Annotated in this window: 17 protein-coding genes and 1 tRNA gene; 11 read left to right on the top strand and 7 right to left on the bottom strand. The window is 75.4% G+C overall.

Annotated features, from left to right (window positions below):
• The 9 genes from ACFYUY_RS24550 to ACFYUY_RS24510 all read left to right on the top strand — a co-directional run bounded on the left by ACFYUY_RS24550 (position 1) and on the right by ACFYUY_RS24510 (position 7,960).
• Positions 1-1,641, top strand: a complete 1,641-nt coding sequence (locus ACFYUY_RS24550) for an AMP-binding protein (RefSeq protein ID WP_387903668.1) — start codon at positions 1-3, stop codon at positions 1,639-1,641.
• A gap of 123 nt (positions 1,642-1,764) precedes the next feature.
• On the top strand, positions 1,765-2,034 hold the full coding sequence (locus tag ACFYUY_RS24545; protein ID WP_360206754.1) for a phosphopantetheine-binding protein: 270 nt from the start codon (positions 1,765-1,767) through the stop codon (positions 2,032-2,034).
• A 4-nt stretch (positions 2,035-2,038) separates the two neighbouring features.
• A complete protein-coding gene (locus tag ACFYUY_RS24540; protein ID WP_360206757.1) occupies positions 2,039-3,070 on the top strand; it encodes a hypothetical protein in 1,032 nt (343 codons plus the stop codon).
• Entirely contained in the window at positions 3,063-3,941 is an 879-nt protein-coding gene (trpA, locus tag ACFYUY_RS24535; RefSeq protein ID WP_360206760.1) for a tryptophan synthase subunit alpha, read from the top strand. Before ACFYUY_RS24540 ends, trpA begins: the two co-directional genes overlap by 8 nt.
• The gene (locus ACFYUY_RS24530) at positions 3,935-4,309 is read left to right on the top strand and encodes an ectoine synthase (RefSeq protein WP_360206763.1); all 375 of its coding nucleotides are present in this window, start codon (positions 3,935-3,937) and stop codon (positions 4,307-4,309) included. Before trpA ends, ACFYUY_RS24530 begins: the two co-directional genes overlap by 7 nt.
• Before the next feature lie 171 nt (positions 4,310-4,480).
• On the top strand, positions 4,481-5,626 hold the full coding sequence (locus ACFYUY_RS24525) for an acyl-CoA dehydrogenase family protein (protein WP_360206766.1): 1,146 nt from the start codon (positions 4,481-4,483) through the stop codon (positions 5,624-5,626).
• Positions 5,623-6,360 (top strand): N-(5'-phosphoribosyl)anthranilate isomerase, encoded by a 738-nt coding sequence (locus ACFYUY_RS24520; RefSeq protein WP_360206768.1) that lies wholly within the window; start codon positions 5,623-5,625, stop codon positions 6,358-6,360. Before ACFYUY_RS24525 ends, ACFYUY_RS24520 begins: the two co-directional genes overlap by 4 nt.
• Positions 6,357-7,070, top strand: coding sequence for an indole-3-glycerol-phosphate synthase (locus ACFYUY_RS24515; RefSeq protein ID WP_360206770.1), 714 nt, complete (start codon positions 6,357-6,359; stop codon positions 7,068-7,070). The genes ACFYUY_RS24520 and ACFYUY_RS24515 overlap by 4 nt, the downstream gene beginning before the upstream one ends.
• Complete coding sequence (locus tag ACFYUY_RS24510; protein WP_360206773.1) at positions 7,067-7,960, top strand: alpha/beta fold hydrolase; 894 nt, start codon at positions 7,067-7,069, stop codon at positions 7,958-7,960. The genes ACFYUY_RS24515 and ACFYUY_RS24510 overlap by 4 nt, the downstream gene beginning before the upstream one ends.
• Before the next feature lie 132 nt (positions 7,961-8,092).
• On the opposite strand, the gene ACFYUY_RS24505 is transcribed toward ACFYUY_RS24510, so the two are convergent.
• From ACFYUY_RS24505 to ACFYUY_RS24485, 5 genes are all read right to left on the bottom strand, one after another.
• The gene (locus tag ACFYUY_RS24505; RefSeq protein ID WP_387903661.1) at positions 8,093-8,899 is read right to left on the bottom strand and encodes a hypothetical protein; all 807 of its coding nucleotides are present in this window, start codon (positions 8,897-8,899) and stop codon (positions 8,093-8,095) included.
• A gap of 322 nt (positions 8,900-9,221) precedes the next feature.
• Entirely contained in the window at positions 9,222-10,004 is a 783-nt protein-coding gene (locus ACFYUY_RS24500) for a maleylpyruvate isomerase N-terminal domain-containing protein (RefSeq protein WP_360206777.1), read from the bottom strand.
• Between the two features lie 234 nt (positions 10,005-10,238).
• Positions 10,239-10,931, bottom strand: coding sequence for a DUF6875 domain-containing protein (locus ACFYUY_RS24495; protein ID WP_360206780.1), 693 nt, complete (start codon positions 10,929-10,931; stop codon positions 10,239-10,241).
• The gene (locus ACFYUY_RS24490; protein ID WP_360206783.1) at positions 10,928-11,614 is read right to left on the bottom strand and encodes a hypothetical protein; all 687 of its coding nucleotides are present in this window, start codon (positions 11,612-11,614) and stop codon (positions 10,928-10,930) included. Before ACFYUY_RS24490 ends, ACFYUY_RS24495 begins: the two co-directional genes overlap by 4 nt.
• A gap of 293 nt (positions 11,615-11,907) precedes the next feature.
• Positions 11,908-13,287 carry a pyridoxal phosphate-dependent decarboxylase family protein gene (locus ACFYUY_RS24485; protein WP_387903658.1) on the bottom strand — a complete coding sequence of 460 codons (1,380 nt, stop codon included), beginning with the start codon at positions 13,285-13,287 and terminating at the stop codon, positions 11,908-11,910.
• A gap of 362 nt (positions 13,288-13,649) precedes the next feature.
• On the opposite strand from ACFYUY_RS24485, the gene ACFYUY_RS24480 reads away from it, so the two are divergent.
• On the top strand, positions 13,650-15,161 hold the full coding sequence (locus tag ACFYUY_RS24480) for a multicopper oxidase family protein (protein WP_387903656.1): 1,512 nt from the start codon (positions 13,650-13,652) through the stop codon (positions 15,159-15,161).
• Between the two features lie 150 nt (positions 15,162-15,311).
• Here ACFYUY_RS24480 and ACFYUY_RS24475 read toward each other — a convergent pair whose 3' ends face one another.
• Positions 15,312-16,802 carry an FAD-binding protein gene (locus ACFYUY_RS24475; RefSeq protein ID WP_387903653.1) on the bottom strand — a complete coding sequence of 497 codons (1,491 nt, stop codon included), beginning with the start codon at positions 16,800-16,802 and terminating at the stop codon, positions 15,312-15,314.
• Between the two features lie 62 nt (positions 16,803-16,864).
• Positions 16,865-17,215, bottom strand: coding sequence for a hypothetical protein (locus ACFYUY_RS24470; protein WP_387903651.1), 351 nt, complete (start codon positions 17,213-17,215; stop codon positions 16,865-16,867).
• A 785-nt stretch (positions 17,216-18,000) separates the two neighbouring features.
• Between ACFYUY_RS24470 and ACFYUY_RS24465 the strand changes: the two genes are divergently transcribed.
• A tRNA-Tyr gene (locus ACFYUY_RS24465) sits at positions 18,001-18,080 on the top strand.
• Positions 18,081-18,120: the final 40 nt, after the last annotated feature.

Below are 18,120 nucleotides of genomic sequence, written 5' to 3'. Positions count from 1 at the left end.
GTGACCACCACCCCCACCCCCGCCCCCGCGGACACCGCCGCCACCCCGGCCACCCCCATCCCCGCCCCCGCGGGCACCGCCGCCACCCCGGCCGCCCCCATCCCCGCCACCGCGGACACCGCAGCCACCCCGGCCACCCCGGCCGCCGCCGCGGGCACCGCCGGGCACGGCGCGCCGCCGCTCACCCTGGCCGACGCGTTCGCCGCGCACGCCCGCCACCAGCCCCACGCCGCCGCCCTGCTGTGGCACGAGCGGGCCGTCACCTACCGCGAACTGGCCGACGCCGCCGACGCCGAACGCACCCGCCTGCACGCCCTCGACCTCGCCCCGGGCGAGCCGGTGGGCCTGGTGGCGACCAAGTCCCCCGAGGCGATCGCCCTCGTCCTGGCCTGCCTCACCGAACGCCGCCCCTTCCTGCTGCCCTCCCCCCAGCTGCCGCCGGCCCTGCTGGCCGCGCTGTTCGCCCAGGCCGGTGCCCGCCACGTCCTCGCCCCCCACGGCCAGGACACCCCCCGCCTGCCGCAGCCCCCGCACCCCGCCACCCGCCCCACCCTGGCCGCCGGCACCTCCTTCCTCCTCACCACATCCGGCTCCACCGACCTGCCCAAGATCGTCCCGCTCGCGCAGAGCGCCGTCGACCGCTTCACCACCTGGGCCCACGACACCTTCGACCTGGGCCCCGGGCGCACCGTCGCCAACTACGCCCCCCTCAACTTCGACCTGTGCCTGCTCGACGTGTGGGCCACCCTGGCCGCCGGCGGCACCGTGCTGCTCGTCGACCCCGCCCACGCCCTCAACGGCCGCCACCTCCTGGACCAGCTCACCCGCCACCGCCCCCACGTCCTGCAGGCCGTCCCGCTGGCCTACGCCCTGCTGGTCCAGGCCGCCGCCCGCGACGCCCGGGCGCTGGAGAGCGTCGAACACGCCGCGTTCACCGGCGACGCCATCGACCCGCGCACCCTGGCCGCGCTGCCCGCACTGCTGCCCCGCGCCGCGCTGTACAACATCTACGGCTGCACCGAGACCAACGACAGCTTCCTGCACCGCCTGGACCGCCTGGACGCCACCGCCGCGCTGCCCGTGCCCATCGGCACCCCGCTGCCCGGCGTGCGCACCCTGCTCGCCGCCCCCGACGGCACCCCGGTCACCGGGCCCGGCAGCGGCGAACTGTACGTCTCCACCCCCTTCCAGGCCGCCGGCTACCTGGACCGCTCCCGTGACGCGGGCCGCTTCACCACCCAGCCCGCCGGCGCGGGGCAGGGCCGGCGCTGGTTCCGCACCGGCGACCTCGCCGTCCGCGACGACCAGGGCCGCCTGCACCTGCGCGGACGCGCCGACTTCCAGGTCAAGGTCCGCGGCGTCGCCGTCAACACCGCCGAGGTCGAACGCGTCCTGCTCGCCCACCCCGAGGTGCGCGAGGCCGCCGTCGCCGCCGCCGACGACCCGATGACCGGCAAACGCCTGCACGCCGCCGTCCAGCGCGCCCCCGGCAGCACCCTCAACAGCCTCGTCCTGCGCGAGCACCTGGCCCGCAACCTGCCGCGCGCCGCCGTGCCCGAGCGCCTGGCCATCCACGACGCCCCGCTGCCCAAGACCCCCACCGGCAAGGTCGACCGCAAGGCCGTCCTGCCCCCCACCTGAACCGGCCCCACCTGAACCGGCCCCGCCTGAACCCCCTCGGGCCTGAACCGGCCCCGCCTGAACCGGCCCCATCCGCATCCGATTCCTTCTTCGATTCCTCACTCTTGCAAGGGAGTTGCCACCATGAGCAACATCGCCCAGATCAAGCGGTTCCTCATCGAGGAGTTCCTGCCCGACGTCACCCCCGAGCAGCTCGCCGACGACCACGACCTGCTCTCCGACGGCGTCATCGACAGCCTGGGCGTCCTCAAGCTCATCGCCTGGGTCGAGGACCACTTCGCCCTGCCCGTCGACGACACCGACCTGGACCCGAACAACTTCCGTTCCGTCGCCGCCATCGACGCCTTCATCACCGCCCGCCGCGCCGCGGCCACCGCCACGGTGGGCGGCTGATCCCATGCACCCGGCCCTCACCGCACTCCTCGCCGGCCGCCCGGTGCCCCTGGAGGCCTGGCGCTCGTGGTGGGACCAGCTGGAGCAGCGCACCCTGGGCCCGGCCCGCGACAGCGACCGGGCCCAGGCGGCGGCCCTGCTGGCCAGCCTCACCACCGGCCTGCCCGAGCCCGCGACCCTCGCCGCCCTCACCACCTCCCTCACCGAACGCGCCCCCGACCCGGGCCCCGCCCACCCCGGCAGCGTCAACATCGTCGGCACCGGCGGCGGCCCCGCCACCTTCAACCTCTCCACCGCCGCCGCGCTGACCGCCGCCAGCATGGGCATCCCCGTCGTCAAGACCGGCTCGCGCGCCTACACCAGCGCCGCCGGCTCCATCGACCTCCTCGAACGCCTGGGCATCACCCTCACCTCCTCCCACGCCGCCACCGGCGAGGACCTCGCCCGCCACGGGATCGCCTTCGCCGGCCCGCACGTCTACCCGCCGGCCCTCACCCGCCTGGCCCGCATCCTGTACCCGCTCACCCTCAAACCCTTCGGCGCGTTCCTCAACACCCTCGGGCCCCTCCTGGCGAGCGTGCCCGTCACCGCCCAGCTCACCGGCGTCTGCGCCGCCGCCCGCCTGGACGCCCTGCGCGACCTCGCCGCCCGCACCGCCACCCGCACCGTGTGGCTGGCCACCAACAGCGCCGGCGCCGACGAGCTCCTGCCGTTCGCCGACAACACCCTGCACACCCCCGGCGGCGCGATCCACCTGCCGGCCGGGTCCGTCGCCCCGGACCGCGGCACCCTCGCCGACCTCGCGCCGCACCCCGACGACCTCACCGGCCACTTCCTGCGCGCCCTCGCCGGGCAGGGCGGCGACACCGCCACCCACACCATCGCGCTCAACGCCGCCGCCCTCGCCCTCGCCTCCGGCCGCCACACCCGCTGGCACACCGCCCACGCCGCCGCGCTGGACGCGCTCGCCGACGGCGCCCCGCGCGCGCTCGCCGAACGCCTGCGCGCCCGCCCCCGGGAGGCGGCCGGTGTCTGAGCCCCTCTTCCCCGACGGACGGCTGGGCCTGGCGCTCTTCCTCAACGCCGGCGACCCCGCCGGGCGCCTGGCCGACCTCGCGCACATGCTCGACGCCCACGGCGTGGACGTCCTCGAACTCGCCGTGCCCTTCCCCCACTCGCCCACCGACGGCCCGGTCATCCGCCGCTCCGCCGCCCGCGCCCTGGCAGCCGGCACCACCCTGGACACCGTCCTGGCCGAACTCGCCGACCTCACACCGCGGCTGACCCGCCTCAAGGTCGCCCTGCTCGCCGACTGGAGCCACAGCCTGCGCCACCGCGACCCCGCCGCCACCGCCCGCGCCGTCACCCGCGCCGGAGCCGCGGCCCTGCTCGTCCACGCCCTGCCCCCACGGGTGCGCCCCGCCTGGCAGCAGGCCCTGCACGACGAGGGCCTGCCCGAGGTCACCACCTGCTACCCCGCCTCCACCCCCGAGGTCCTCACCGCCGCCGCCCGCGGCGCAGCCGGCGCCTACGTCTACCTCGTCGCCCACTACGGCCGCTCCGGCACCACCCCCGCCCACGGCCACCGCGCCCTGGCCGACACCGTCACCGCGCTGCGCACGGCGGCCCCCGCCGTCCCCGTCGCCGTCGGCTTCGGCGTCAAGAGCGCCGCCGACCTGGACGCGGTCGCCGCCGCCGGCGCCGACGCCGCCATCGTCGGCTCCGCGGCCGTCGCCCGCATCGAACACGCCCACACCGAAGGCCTCGACGCCGTCGAGGAGTTGCGGGCCTTCCTCACCGACCTCCGCCCCACCCGTCCCCCACACCCGGACGCACCCGGCGGACGCACCACCATCACCCTCACCCCCGCCAGCACCACCACCCGAGAGGAACAACCGGCATGCTGATCCGCGACATCGCCGACGTGAAGACCGTCGAGTGGGGCAACGGCGTCTCCCGCCGCTTCCTGCTCGCCGGCGACGGCCTCGGCTACAGCCTCACCGACACCGTCGTCAACGCCGGCACCAAGTCCCGCCTGGAGTACCGCAACCACCTCGAGGCGTGCTACTGCATCGCCGGCTCCGGCGAGGTCGTCGACATGGACGGCAACTCCCACCCCATCACCCCCGGGCGGCTGTACGCCCTCGACCAGCACGACGCCCACTACCTCATCGCCAGCCCCCACGAGGACCTGCGCCTGGTGTGCGTGTTCTCCCCGGCCCTGCGCGGCGACGAGGTCCACCAGCTCGACGCCCACTCCTCCTCCGCCTACTGAGGCGAAAGGTCCACGCACACGCCCCCAGGCGTGCCGGGCACGCCGCGGGGCGCCTGCGACCCGCCCCGGGGCGGGCCCCCCGCCCCGAGCCACCCACCGGCGCGCCGCCCCGCGCGCCGGCCCTGCCACCCCGGGCCCCCACGGCGGGCCCGGGAGGAAGGCGGCAACGTCATGATCCGCTGGGACGCCGACCAGAACGCCCTGCGCGAGGGCCTGGCCCGCTTCGGCGACGACCTGAGCGCCGGCCACATCGAAGGCGACGAACAGGCCGCCTTCTCCCACGACAAGTGGCGCCTCATCCAGAAGACCGGCATCCTCTCCCTGCCCTTCGACGAGCGCTACGGAGGCCTGGGACAGTCCCTGCTCACCACCATGTACGTCCTCGAGGGACTGGGCCACACCTGCCGCGACGGCGGCCTCAACTTCTCCGTCACCACCTCCATGGCCTCCACCGGCGTACCCCTGCAGGCCTTCGGCTCACCCGCCCTCAAGGAGGCCTACCTGCCGCGCATCGCCTCCGGCGAGGCGATCGGCGCCCACGCCATCACCGAGTCCGACGGCGGCTCGGACGCCATGCAGATGCGCACCCGCGCCGTGCGCGACGGCGACCACTTCGTCCTCAACGGCGCCAAGACCTTCGTCTCCAACGGCCCCGTCGCCGACGTCATCGTCGTCTACGCCCGCACCCACCCCCAGGGCGGCGCCCTGGGCGTCACCGCGTTCCTCCTGGACCGCGACACCCCCGGCATCACCACCGGCAACCCCATCAAGAAGATGGGCCTGCGCACCTCCCCGCTGTCCGAGCTCTACCTCGACGACGTGCGGGTGCCCAAGGACCGCGTGCTGGGCCGCGTCGGCGGCGGCTTCCTCGTCCTGGACCACGTGATGAAACGCGAGATCCTCTACTCCTTCATCGTCAACACCGGCGAGATGCAGCACCGCCTGGCCCGCTGCCTGGACTACGCCAAGACCCGGATGTCCTTCGGCAAGCCCATCGGCTCCTACCAGTCCGTCGCCAACAAGATCGTCGACACCAAGATCCGCCTCGAGACCGCCCGCAAGTGGCTCTACGACACCGCCCAGCGCCTGGAGGCCGGCGAGAACGTCACCGTCGACATGGCCATCGCCAAACTCCTCACCAGCGAGTCCAACCTCGCCACCTCCCTGGCCGCCGTCCAGGTCTTCGGCGGCAACGGCTACATGTCCGAGTACGGACTGGAGAAGGACGTGCGCAACGCCGTCGCCGGCACCATCTACTCCGGCAGCAACGAGATCCAGTACAACCGCATCGCCGCCATGCTCGGACTGGGCAAATGAGCGCCCCCGCCCCGCCGCGCCCGGCCCCCGCCCGGCCCCGCCACCTCAAGGTGTGCGGGGCCCGCACCCGCGCCGACCTCGCCCTGCTCGCCGAATCCGGCCCCACCCTGGTCGGCCTGTGGCACGGCGTCCCCGACGGCCCCGCCGACCTCACCGAACAACGCCTCGCCGACCTCGCCGCCACCGCCATCCGCCTGGGCCTGGAACCCGTCCTGGTCACCTTCCTCGACGACGCCCACCGCCTGGCCGCCCTGGCCCGCGCCACCGGCATCCGCTGGATCCAGCTGCACGCCTACCAGCCGCCCTCCCTGGTCGCCGAGCTGCGCGAGCGCCTGCCCTACGCCGTCCTCGTCAAGGTCCTCCACCTCTCCCGCGGCCGCTGCCTCGAACGCCCCTTCATCGGCGCCTTCGAACGCGCCGGCACCGACCTGTTCCTCCTCGACACCGTCACCGCCGACGGACGCGTCGGATCCACCGGCCACCCCCTGGCCCCCACCGACGTCCACACCCTGCTGCCCCGCCTGGGCATCCCCTTCCTCCTCGCCGGCGGCCTCAACGCCGCCAACCGCGACACCTACCGCACCGTCACCGACCACCCCCTGTACGCCGGCGCCGACATCGACACCGCCGCCCGCGACCACGCCGGCCGCTTCACCCGCGAAGCCGTCACCGCCCTCACCCACGCCTGGCAGCACACCCGGCGCACGCCCCACCCGACGGAGGCCTACGCATGAGCAGCGCCCACCCCCAGCGCTTCACCGACGCCCTCCTCGCCGCGCAGCGCCCCCTGATCATGGAGGTCAAACTTCGCGACCCGCACGGCACCGACCTGCTCGGCCCGCGCACCGTCACCGACCTCGTCACCCGCTACGAACAGGCCGGCGCGCCCTGCCTGTCCGTCGTCACCGGCCGCTGGTTCGGCGGCACCCCCCGCCTGCTGCGCGAGGTCACCGCCGCCACCCGCCTGCCCGTCCTGCAGAAGGACTTCCTCACCCGCCCCGCCCAGCTCGAGGCCTCCGCCGCCCTCGGCGCCAGCGCCGTCCTGCTCACCGCCGCCCTGCTGCCCGCCGTCTCCCTGCGCCGCCTGGTCGCCGCCGCCCTCACCCTCGGCCTGACCCCCTTCGTGGAGATCACCGACGCCCGCGAACTCGACCTCCTGGACGACCCCGCCGACTGTGTCATCGCCGTCAACAACAAGGACATCCGCACCCGCGAACGCGACCCGGGCGACCTCACCCGCAGCCTGCGCCTGCTGCCCGCCCTGCGCGCCGCCGCCGTGCGCGCCCCCGTCTCCGCCTCCGCCATCACCGACCCCGCCGACGCCGCCCGCCTCCTGGACGCCGGCTACGCCGGCCTGCTCGTGGGCACCACCCTGATGCGCACCGGCGACCTCACCGGCTGGCTGGCCGGCCTCGACACCGCCCGCGCCGGAGCCGCCGCATGAACACCGCCACCCGCTCCCTGGTCCTGGACGCCGACGGCATCCCGCTGTCCGTCCTGGTCGCCGAACCCCGCGACCGGGCGCCCAAGGCCGTCGTCCTCGCCATCCACGGCCGCGGCATGCGCGGCGCCTACTTCGCCGGCCCCGCCCACCCCGACACCGACCTGCTCACCCTCGCCGCCGACCTCGGCTACACCGTCCTGGCCCCCGACCGCCCCGGCCACGGCGCCTCCGCCCACCGCCTGCCCCACGGCCAGCTCATCGCCGACCAGGCCGCCACCCTGCACGCCGCCCTCACCGACTACGCCCGCGCCCACGACACCGGCGCCGGCGTCCAACTCCTCGCCCACTCCTTCGGCGGCAAGATCGCCCTGCAGCTGGCCGCCCACTGGCCCCACGACCCGCACCTGCCCCTGCTCGGCGCCGACATCTCCGGCCTCGCCCAGCACTACGCCCCCGGCGCCTGGGACCGCCCCGACGACCTCGCCGGCGGCGGCCGCCTCAACTGGGGCCCCCTCCACCTCTACCCGCCCGGCACCTTCCACGCCGCCCGCACCCTGCTCACCCCCGTCCCCGCCCTCGAATCCCGCGAACTGGCCACCTGGCCCGCCCGCTACCGCGCCCTCGCCGCCCGCGTGCGCGTGCCCGTGCGCCTGACCCTGGCCGACCACGAGCACTGGTGGCGCCTGGACCCCGCCGCCCGCACCGCCCTCACCACCGCCTTCCCCGACGGCCTGGCCCACCTCGTCACCGCCCACCGCGCCGGCCACAACCTCTCCCTCGGCCACGCCGCCCGCCCCTACCACCTGCGCGCCCTCGCCTTCACCGACGACTGCCTCACCCGCGCCCCCCACACCCCCGCCACCGCGGCCCCGGCCCTGGCCACCGTCTGACCCGCCCCCGCCCCCGGCGCCGTCCGCACCCCCGGCACACGCGAAGACCCGGCACACGCGAAGGCCCGGCACGCGCGAGGGCCCCGCCGCCCCCGGCGCGCGGCCGGGAAGCGACGGGGCCCTCACACCGGATCAGGCCTTGCGGATGTTGTACGCCCAACCGGAGCCGTAGCAGCTGCTGGTGCTGTACGAACCGCTGACCACCCACCCCGACGGGATCGGCGAGAACGAACACACCGTCGCACCCGTGCGCCCGGCGGTGTCGGCGATCGTGTACGCCACGCCGGTGCCGGCGCAGCCCGCGCTGCTGTAGGACGTGGTGACGACCCACCCGGCGGGGATCGGCGACATCGAGCAGACGGTGGCGCCGGTACGCCCGGCCGTGTTGGAGATCGAGTAGGCGACGCCGGTGCCCGCGCAGCCCGCGCTGCTGTAGGAGCTGGTGACGACCCATCCGGTCGGGATCGGCGACATCGAGCAGACGGTGGCGCCGGCGCGCCCGGCCGTGTTGGAGATGGAGTACGCGACGCCGGTGCCGGCGCAGCCCGCGCTGCTGTAGGAGCTGGTGATCACCCACCCGGTGGGGATCGGGGACATCGAGCAGACCGTCGCACCGTTCAGGGTGGCCGTGTTGGCGATCGAGTACGCGACGCCGGTGCCGGCGCAGCCCGCGCTGCTGTAGGAGCTGGTGATCACCCACCCGGCGGGGATCGGCGACATCGAGCAGACCGTCGCACCGTTCAGCCCGCTCACGTCCGCGATCGTGTACGCGACGCCGGTGCCCGGACAACCGGAGCTGCTGTAGGAGCTGGTGATCACCCACCCCGGCGGGATGGGGGAGTTGGAGCAGACGATCGAAGCGGCGGTGCGCTGCGGGGCCGCCTGCGCGGTCACGGCCGTCGCGCTCACCATGCCCAGCAGCATGAGCACGACCGTCACCACGTGGGGTATGCGGGTACGTAGGGTCTTCACAACAGGCCTCGGAATCTTCTCGGCGCTCGACGGCGACGCTGATGCAGACGAGGTGAACGCTTGGCACACGGTCCCTTCACCTCGGCTGAGATGGTGTCAGAGTCACGCCGGTGACACCAGAGCGTCGCGAAGATCGCCCACCACCCCCGACAAGGCCGCCACCGCACCCACCCGCATCGGCGCCGCAACGAAGAACACCGCCGCCGCCCCCCAGGTCGAAGAAAGGGGGGCGACGGCGGTGCCGGGCCGAACGAAGGGTGACGTGCCGTCAAGGCACGGCCCGTCGGGGCTACACCTCCGGCTCCCAGGCCGCCAGCTGCTCGAAGATCCGCACATCGCCCTCGACCTTCAGGTCCGACACCGGGATCCGCCCGTACAGGGCCAGCACCAGCTGGCCGGCCGTGCCCAGGGCACTGAAGGCGGCCGCACCCGCACCGGCCTGCGCGCCGCCCGCGGGCAGACGGGTGGTGTGCGCGCCGGCGGCGGACAGCGCCAGGCGCCACGAGCGGCCCTCACTGGCGTGGTAGTCCACGACGCACGGCTCGTGCGGCCAGGGCGCCGTCGTCGCACAGCAGGTGAACAGGAAGTCCTCGACGCCGTCCAGCGCCACCTCCTCGGGCAGCGCGGTGGCGCCCGTGCCCGCGGCGAGCTGGGCGTCGTAGGTGTGCACCGCCAGCTGCTGGAGCTGGTGGCGGGCCACCGCGCCGCTGGTGGGCGGGGACTGCGGGCCCCACCACGTCCAGCAGCCCCGGTCGGGACCGGCCTGACCCAGCGCGTCCAGCAGCAGACGGGTGGACTCCGCCAGCCACTGCGACAGCTCCTCGCGCCCGCGCGGGGCGCCACCCTCCCACACCGAGGCCGGCGGCGGGGCGTCGGCCGGCCCGGCGGCGACGGTGGCGGCCCAGCGCCGCCGCCCCTCGCCGATGTGCTGCGCCAGGTCGAACAGCGTCCACTCGGGGCAGGTCGGCACCTGCGCGTCGAGGTCGGGGGCGGCGGCGACGGCGGCGCGGAAGGCGTCCGAGCGTTCGCCGATCAGCCGCAGCAGGGCGGGGAAGTCGAGAATGGTGTCCACGCGGGTTGTCTATCACCCCACCGCGGGGGCGGGGCAACCGAATTTCCGCACGCCGCAAGCCCTGCGGGCAGGCGTGCGGCGGCGCGCGCGGGACGCGAGGCCCCGCCCCGGGGCCGGCCGGCCCGGCCGATCGGGGAAGGGGCGGTGGCGCCCCGCGCGCGCCCGGGGGCCGCGCCCGAAGAGGGGGACGGCGCTCAAGCGGTCGAGCGGTCAGGGATTCAAGCGGTCAGGGGCTCAGGCGGTCAGGCGCACGTTGCGCCGGTGCTCCGTCATCCCGGTGACCAGCTGGTCACGGATGCGCGCCGGCACCTGGGGGGCGAACCGGGCCAGGTAGTGCGCCAGATGCGCCTGGTCGTCGACGAGGAACGGCAGGTCGAAGACGAGGAGCTTGCGCACCGCCAGCAACGGCACCGGAGCGCGCAACGGCCGGAACGAGCGGTTCCACAGACCGCCCTCCTCGCACACCGGATGGAACTGACCGATCATCAGCCCCTGCTCGACGAACTCGTCCTTGGCCTTGCGCTGCAACTCGTCCAGCACCGTGGAATCGGCCCGGTCCAGCTGGGGCAGCACCAGCAGCACCGTCAGCAGCTCCCGGTCCGACTCCTCCGTCAGAGCACCCACCAACTGCTCGTACCAGGACCGCAGTTCACCCACCAGCGCGGGCAGGTCGGCCCCCGTGCCGCCGCCGTCACCGGCCGCGCCACCGGCGGCCACCGCGACGTGGAACAGACCACGGCGCAGCGAGGGCTGGGTGTAGGGGCACACCGGGCCGCTGCGCCCCAGGTCGGGGTGGGCGGTGGTGAGGAACTGCCGGCTCCAGGCGAGGATCTCGGCGACCTCGGGGTGGGCGTCGGCGGCCCCGGCGTCGATCTCGTCGGCGGCGAAGACCCGCAGGCCGGCCTCGGCGGCGGCGGGCGCGTTCACCGGGGCCCCCGCCACACCGGGGTCAGCTGCGGCCCGCCGGCGGGCAGGGCCAGGGCGTCGCCGAAGCGGGTGAAGCCGTTGCGGGCGCACAGGTGCGCACCGCCGGGGGAGCTGGTCTCGGCGTAGGCGGCCTGCCCGGCCGCGTCGACCTCGGCGAGCAGGGTCCGCAGCAGGGCCGCGGCGGTCAGGTCGTGACGGCGCTCGGGGCGCACGCCGATGAACGCCAGGTAGTAGTGCGGGCGGTGGCGGGGGTGACGGCGCGCCTGCAGGCGGGTGATCGCCGCCAGCCGCAGCACGCTCTGCGGGTGGGCCGCCGCGTCCACGGCCTCGTCCAGCGCGCGGGCCGCGTCCTGGCCGTGGTGGTCGGGGTGCTCCCACACCCCCGGGGGCAGGAAGAGTAACGCCGCGTCCAGGTCCTCGGTGGTCAGCACCCCCCGGTGGGCCAGGCACTGGTCGACGTAGACGCGGAAGAACGCGGGCAGGACACGGGCCCGGTAGGTGGCGTCGGGGAAGGCCCAGCGGGTGAGCGGGTCGTCCTGGAACGCGGCGGCGAGCACCCTGGACAGGGCGGCCTCCTCGCCGGGCCGGGCGGCCCGCACGACGGGGTGCCCCTCGGGCCGGGCACTGGGGATCTCGGCCGGGCGGGCGGCGGGGGCGCCCGGCGGGACGGTGGCGGTGGTCAACGGACACGCTCCTCGGCAGACAAGCGGACAACGGGCGGGCGGTGGGGCAAGGCGCGGCCCGGCGGTGCGGGCACGCCGTGCCGCGCGTGCAGGGCGCGCGGCGGGTACACCGGTGCGGCGCGGCGGTGCGATCGGACACGGGCGGTGCCGCGCGGTGCAGCTGTTCTCCGTGCGGTGGCGCTGTGCAACGGCGGCGGCGCTTGTGCAACGGCGACGGCGCCGTTGCGGCAGGACGGCGGCGCCCGCACGCAACGGCGCGGCACGCCACGCGGGTACGGCGACGCCGCCCCCGGTCAGCCCCCGGCGGCCAGCGCCGCCACCCGCGCGTGCAGCTCCGGCAGGAACTCCCGCGCCTCGGGCTTCATCAGCACGCTGCGCAGCACCCCCGCCGTAGCGGCGTCGGCGAGCGCACCGCGGTGGCGGCGCGTGAAGTCGGCGGCGTCCACCCGCAGCAGGCTCAGGTAGACCGGATCGTCCTCCGCCGCCATGCCCCGGCGCAGCACCCGCTCGCTGGCGGCGTCCACACCCGACATCGACAACGGCCCGTCCGGGGTGGGGAAGTAGGTGACGATGTCCAGCTGCGGCTCCTGGTACGCCGTCAGCCGCCCGTCCGCACCGACCAGGCGCGACCAGTCCAGCGCGCTGCGCCGCGCACCGGCCAGCACCGCGCCCAGCCCGTCGGGCGTCAGCGGCAGCAGCTGCAGGGTCAGCCACAGCGCCGCGGCCGAGGCACCGGCGCGCGAGCACTCCAGACTGATCTCCCCCAGGTGCAGTTCGGCGTCGGTGAAGTAGGTGTACGGGGAGTCGTGGGCGAAGTGGCGCCCGATCCCGGGGTCCGCGAACAGCACCGCCCCGCACCCGTAGGGCTGCAGGCCGTGCTTGTGCGGGTCGACGGTCACCGAGTCGCAGCCCGCCACCGCCCGCCACGGCGCCGGGTCCAGCTCCAGCTCCGCCGCCAGCGCGTCGTCGGCGGCCAGCAGCGCGAAGAACCCGCCGTAGGCCGCGTCCACGTGCACCCGCACCCCGTACCGGCGGGCCAGCGCCAGCACCTCGTGCACCGGATCGACCGCACCCGCCCCGGTGGTCCCGGCGGTGACGACCACGGTGCCCACCCGCCCGGTGCGCAGCACCTCCTCCAACGCGTCCACGTCCATCCGCCCGGCCGCGTCGGCCGCCACCGCGTGGCCCGCCACCCCCAGCACGTGACACATCCGGCTGTGCGTGTAGTGGGCCTGCTCGCTGTAGGCCACCCCGAGCCCCGGATGGCTCTGGCGGGCCACGTACAGCGCCTCCAGGTTGGCGATGGTGCCGCTGCTGGTGAGGTGGCCCACGTGCCGGGGCAGGCCGAACATGGCGGCGAGCTGCTCCACGCACTCGCGTTCCATGTCGTTGGTGGCCGGCCCGCCCTCGTAGGCGTGGTTGTTGGGGTTGAACCGCATCGCCGTCAGATAGCCCACGACCGCCGCCGGGTGCGGCGGCTTGACCATCTGCCCGGCGTAGCGCGGATGGAAGAACGGGTAGTTGTGCTCCAGGCGCTTGGCGAAGCGCTCGAACGCGACGGCGAAGTCCGCGTCCTCCACCTGGTGCGAGGGGTGCGGGCGGAAGGGCCCGAACCGCTCGCCCCACCGCTCGGCCACCTCGGCCGCCCTCGGCAGCCAGTACCGCAGGTCCACGCTCCGGCCCCTTCCCTTCGAGGGATCCTCCAGTGCTTCGCGAGCCACGGTGACCTGCGCCCGCAAGCCGGCCGCAACACCCGCAGCTCACCCGCACCCGCCCCGCCCCCGCCCGCACCCACCCCCCGTACCGGCCGGTAGGGCCAGCCCCGGCGCGGCCCGCCGCACACCCCCCACGCCTCAGCCGGACCCCAACCGCGCGCTAGGAACCGCTGCTGCAATCACCCCCTGGAAGACGGCGAAGACGGCCCCGGGGCGCCACCGGCCCGGACCGCACCCGCCCGGGCAGCGGGCGGACAGGCGAACGGGCCCCGGGCACCCGGCCGCCCCCCGGCACCCGGCAGCGAGCAGGAGGACACACCATGGTGACCAGACGCAGGATGATCGGCGCCGCCCTGGCGACCGGGGGAGGGGTCCTGCTCATGCGCACCACCGTGCGCCCGGCCGCCTCCGCCCAGACCGTCGCGGCCCGCACCCAGGACCAGGCCGACGCCCACACCCACGGCGCCACCCCCCAGGACGACCCCGGCCCCGACGCCGGACCGGCCCTCGCCCCCAAGTTCACCACCGCCATGCCCGTGCCCCCGCTGCTCACCCCGGTCTCCACCGCCGGCGGCACCGACACCTACACCATGACCATGCTGCGGGCCTCCGCCCGCATCCTGCCCGGCCTGCGCACCGACGTCCTCACCTACAACGGCTCCTTCCCCGGCCCCGTCATCCGCGCCCGCTCCGGACGCCCCGTCATGGTGCGCCACACCAACCTCCTCGACGAGGGCGTCTCCGTCCACCTGCACGGCGCCCGGGTGCCCACCGACAGCGACGGCGACCCGATGAACCTCCTCGCCACCGGCCGCACCCGCACCTACACCTACCCCAACGACCAGGCCCACGCGAGCCTGTGGTTCCACGACCACGCCCACCACCTGGAGTCCGAACACGTCTACCGGGGCCTGGCCGGCTTCTACCTGCTCACCGACGAGACCGAACGCGCCCTGCCGCTGCCCTCCGGCCAGTACGACCTGCCCATCGCCCTGCGCGACGCCCGCTTCGACACCGACGGCAACCTCGTCTACCGCATGGACGACCCCTTCAACCGCACCACCATCCTCGCCAACGGCCGCCCCTGGCCCAAGGTCGACGTCGCCGCCCGCAAGTACCGCCTGCGCCTGCTCAACTCCTCCAACCTGCGCTTCTTCTCCCTGCGCCTGGCCGACGGCGGCCCCATCACCCAGATCGGCTCCGACGGCGGCCTGCTCGAACGCCCCCACCTGACCGACACCGTCGACCTGTCGCCCGGCGAACGCGCCGACGTCGTCATCGACTTCTCCCGCTACCCGGTGGGCAGCAGCATCGCCCTCACCAACACCCTGCCGCCCGGCCCCACCGAACACGTCGGCCAGGTCCTGCGCTTCGACATCACCCGCCCCGCCCACGACCCCAGCTCCGTCCCGGCCGTGCTGCGCACCCTGCCCGCCCTGCCGGCGCCCGCCCGCGAACGCACCGTGGTGCTGCAGGTCGACGAGGACGGGCGTGCCGAACCCCGCGGCCTGATCGACGGCAAGGTCTACGACCCGGCCCGCGTCGACGCCCGGGTGGCCCACGGCACCTCGGAGATCTGGACGGTCGTCAACGCCAACAAGGACGTCCCGCACAACTTCCACCTGCACCTGGTGCAGTTCCGCGTCCTGGCCCGCAACGGCGCCGCCCCCTCACCCGCGGAGGCCGGCCTCAAGGACACCGTGCGCCTGCTGCCCGGCGAGAGCGTGCGCCTGCAGGCCGTCTTCGACTCCTACCGCGGCCGCTACCCCTACCACTGCCACCTGCTCGACCACTCCGCGATGGGCATGATGGCCCAGATGGAGATCGCCTGACCCGGCCCCCGGCCCCCGGGCCCCGGCCGCCCGGCCCCCGGGCCCCGGCCGCCCGGCCCCCGGGCCCCGGCCGCCCGGGCCCCGGGCCGGCCCGCCCCCCGGGGCCCGGCCGCGCAACACGGCCGGGGCCCCGGCACCGACGTCGCCGCCTCAGGACGCGTGGATCCCCTGACCCGGCGTCAGGATCCCCGCCGGATCCCACCGCCGCTTGGCCTCCACCACCCGCCCCCACAACCCGCCGTAGTGCCGCCGCCAGTCCGCCCCCGTCATCCCCGGCACCGCCCCGATCAGGTACCGCTTCCCACCCAGCTCCACCGCCCGCTCGTACAACCGCCGGTTGCGCTCCAGCATCGCCCCCGTGTCCGCCCCCGGCCCCGGGAACGCCAACAGGTCGAAGTGCCAGCCCACCTCCTCCCGCGGCAACACCGCCAACGGCGCCCCCACCCGCGAACGCGCGTACGGGTAGAACAACAACAACCCCGCCCCCAGGTCCTGCGCCGACAGCACCCGCGCCGCCTCCTCCATGAACACCCGCGCCCGCGACGCCGGCAGGAACAGGCTCAGCCACGGCTTCGCCAGCCCCCACAACCCGGCCGCCCGCAGGTACCCCGCGAACGCGTCCACCCGGAACGCGTACTCCCGCCAGCTCTGCTCCACCACCTGCGTCTCACCCGCCACCGGACGCAGCCCCGCCAACAACGCCCCCGCATCCACCGGCCGCCCCGCGTCCGCGAACGCCACCAGCTCCGCCTTGTACCGCCACCGCGACCCGTCCGCGCTGCGCTGCACGTCACCCACCTGCAGGTCGAACCGCCCCTGCGCCATCACCCGCTCCTGGTCCGCCAGATACGCCCCCAGATCGTCGTAGAACAGCGAGAACACGTGCGCCCGCTCCCGCGCCGGCACCAGCCGCACTTGCGCCCGCACGATGATCCCCACCTGCCCGCCACCGGCCAGCACCGCCTCGAACAGCTCCCGGTTCACCGCCCGCGAGGCCGTCACCAGCTCACCCGTGCCGGTCACCACGTCCACCGACTCCACCGTGTCCACCTGCAACCCGTACCGCTGCACCCCACCGCCGATCCCGCCCACGCTCAGCGTCCCCCCGACCGACAGGTGCAGGTAGTCCGTCAGACACGGCGGCATCCACCCCACCGCCAGCGCCGCGTCCGTCAGCTGCGCCCACGTCGCCCCGGCCTCCACCACGGCCCGCCCCGGGCCCACCGACACGATCCGCGACAGGCCGCGCGCGTCGACCGCGATCCCGCCGCGCGGGTTGGCCTGCCCGAAGCTGGAGTGCGACTCCAGCCCCGCCGCCCCGGCCGTGCCCGCGTCCCCGCTCTGCCCGTTGACCGCCACCGGGATCCCGTGACGGCGCGCGAACGCCACCACCCGCTGCACGTCGCGCACCGAGCCCGGCCGCAGCACCGCCCGCGGCCGCTGGGACACCAGGTGCCCGAAGTCCCCGGCGAACCGCTCCAGGCCCTCGCCGGACAGCGTCACCGACCCGTCCAGCACGGGCAGCCGCGCGACGTCGCCCCCCTCCTCCACCGCCCAGGCCCCCCGGGCGGTGCTCCACCCGATCACCGCGGCCCCCGCACCCGCGAGCACCGCCCGCCGCGACAGTTGCGACCCGCTCATACCAGACTTCTCCGATCAGTCGTCAAATACGGATTGTTGTACCGCAATCACCCCGCAACCACCTACCACCCCGCCCGCCCCTGCGACCCCTGCCGCCCCTGCGGCCCGTGCTGCCCCTGCTGCTCCTGCTGCTCCTGCTGCTCCAGTGCGGCCAGCGCCTCCAGCGCCCGCCCCAGCACCTTCGCCCGGAACGGATGCCCCACCTCCAGTACCCCCGCCGCCGCCACCGCCTCCTCCAGCAGCGCCCGCCGCGCCGCCGTCCGCCCCGCCACCTGCGCCCACCCGCTCGCCTCCACCAACACGTGGGCGAGCTTGGAGCCGTACACCTGCGGGCTCACCCCGAACAGCACCCGGTACACCCACAGGCCCTCCCGCCCCCGCAGCACCCGCCCGTCGTGACTCAACAACCGCATCCGCGCCCTCAGCACCAGATCCCCGTGCACCGACACCCGCACAACCCCCGTAGGGGGTGTCTGACAATTCCCGCCGGGCGGGCGGTGCCGGGGCACGCACCTCGCCGCGTTGTCGTCAGTCGCCGATGCTCCGCATGGACTCCCTCCTCCGCCTTGCGATGCACGCACCCCGACACCGCCCGCTGATCCGACGCGAATTGTCAGACACCCCCTTCGTCCGCCCACCGCCCACCGCCTGCCGCCCGGGCGCAGCACGACACGCACGCACACCGGCCCCCCGTGGACGGGGTGGCCGGCGCGTGGCCGCAGGAGTGGATGCCGACGAGTCTGCGGCCGGCGCGCCCCCGGCGACAAGACACGATCCGCGTGCGCTGCGTCCTACCGAAACCCCCCGCGACCTGCCAGGATGGGACCCGGCACCCTCCCGCCGCCCCCGCACCGCACCGCCCTGCGCCGCCTCGCCACCCTCCCGCGGCCGCTGCGCCGCCCGCCGGGAGCCCCGGTGCGGAAAACCCGTTGCCGCTCCCGCCGGTGAAGCGGCATCGTGGTGGCCGGCGACACCGTGCGCCGCCCGCGCCGCGAAGGAAGGAGCCCGCCATGACCACCACGACCACCCGTGGCCGCCGTTATCGCCGCTCCCCGCGCGCCCGCGCCGCACGCTGACGGCCCGTCCGCGGCCTGCCGTCCGCCGCGCCCGCCCCGCGTCGCGCACCCCCGTCCTCCTTCCCCTCCCCGCCCCCTGGTGCGTCCTGCGTGCCTGCCGGGCAAGGGAGTCGGGATCTCCCGGGCGAGCTGGGCACTGGAGAGCCCAAGGGCCTGTAAAGCCCCCGCTCCGGCTGTGGCGGTTCGAATCCGCCCTCGCCCACCGCGCGTTCACCACCTCGCGCCGCCGCGTCCGCGCCGCC

Source organism: Kitasatospora sp. NPDC004745 (genome assembly GCF_042873275.1).
GTDB lineage: Bacteria > Actinomycetota > Actinomycetes > Streptomycetales > Streptomycetaceae > Kitasatospora.
This window is presented reverse-complemented; position numbering and strand designations above follow the sequence as displayed.

Excerpts from the sequence above, each read along its gene's own strand:
- ACFYUY_RS24480 (WP_387903656.1), top strand. The coding sequence starts at position 13,650 with ATGGTGACCAGACGCAGGATGATCGGCGCCGCCCTGGCGACCGGGGGA.
- ACFYUY_RS24520 (WP_360206768.1), top strand. The coding sequence starts at position 5,623 with ATGAGCGCCCCCGCCCCGCCGCGCCCGGCCCCCGCCCGGCCCCGCCAC.
- ACFYUY_RS24525 (WP_360206766.1), top strand. The coding sequence starts at position 4,481 with ATGATCCGCTGGGACGCCGACCAGAACGCCCTGCGCGAGGGCCTGGCC.
- ACFYUY_RS24510 (WP_360206773.1), top strand. The coding sequence starts at position 7,067 with ATGAACACCGCCACCCGCTCCCTGGTCCTGGACGCCGACGGCATCCCG.
- ACFYUY_RS24515 (WP_360206770.1), top strand. The coding sequence starts at position 6,357 with ATGAGCAGCGCCCACCCCCAGCGCTTCACCGACGCCCTCCTCGCCGCG.
- ACFYUY_RS24530 (WP_360206763.1), top strand. The coding sequence starts at position 3,935 with ATGCTGATCCGCGACATCGCCGACGTGAAGACCGTCGAGTGGGGCAAC.
- ACFYUY_RS24540 (WP_360206757.1), top strand. The coding sequence starts at position 2,039 with ATGCACCCGGCCCTCACCGCACTCCTCGCCGGCCGCCCGGTGCCCCTG.
- ACFYUY_RS24470 (WP_387903651.1), bottom strand. The coding sequence starts at position 17,215 with ATGCGGTTGTTGAGTCACGACGGGCGGGTGCTGCGGGGGCGGGAGGGC.
- ACFYUY_RS24545 (WP_360206754.1), top strand. The coding sequence starts at position 1,765 with ATGAGCAACATCGCCCAGATCAAGCGGTTCCTCATCGAGGAGTTCCTG.
- ACFYUY_RS24475 (WP_387903653.1), bottom strand. The coding sequence starts at position 16,802 with ATGAGCGGGTCGCAACTGTCGCGGCGGGCGGTGCTCGCGGGTGCGGGG.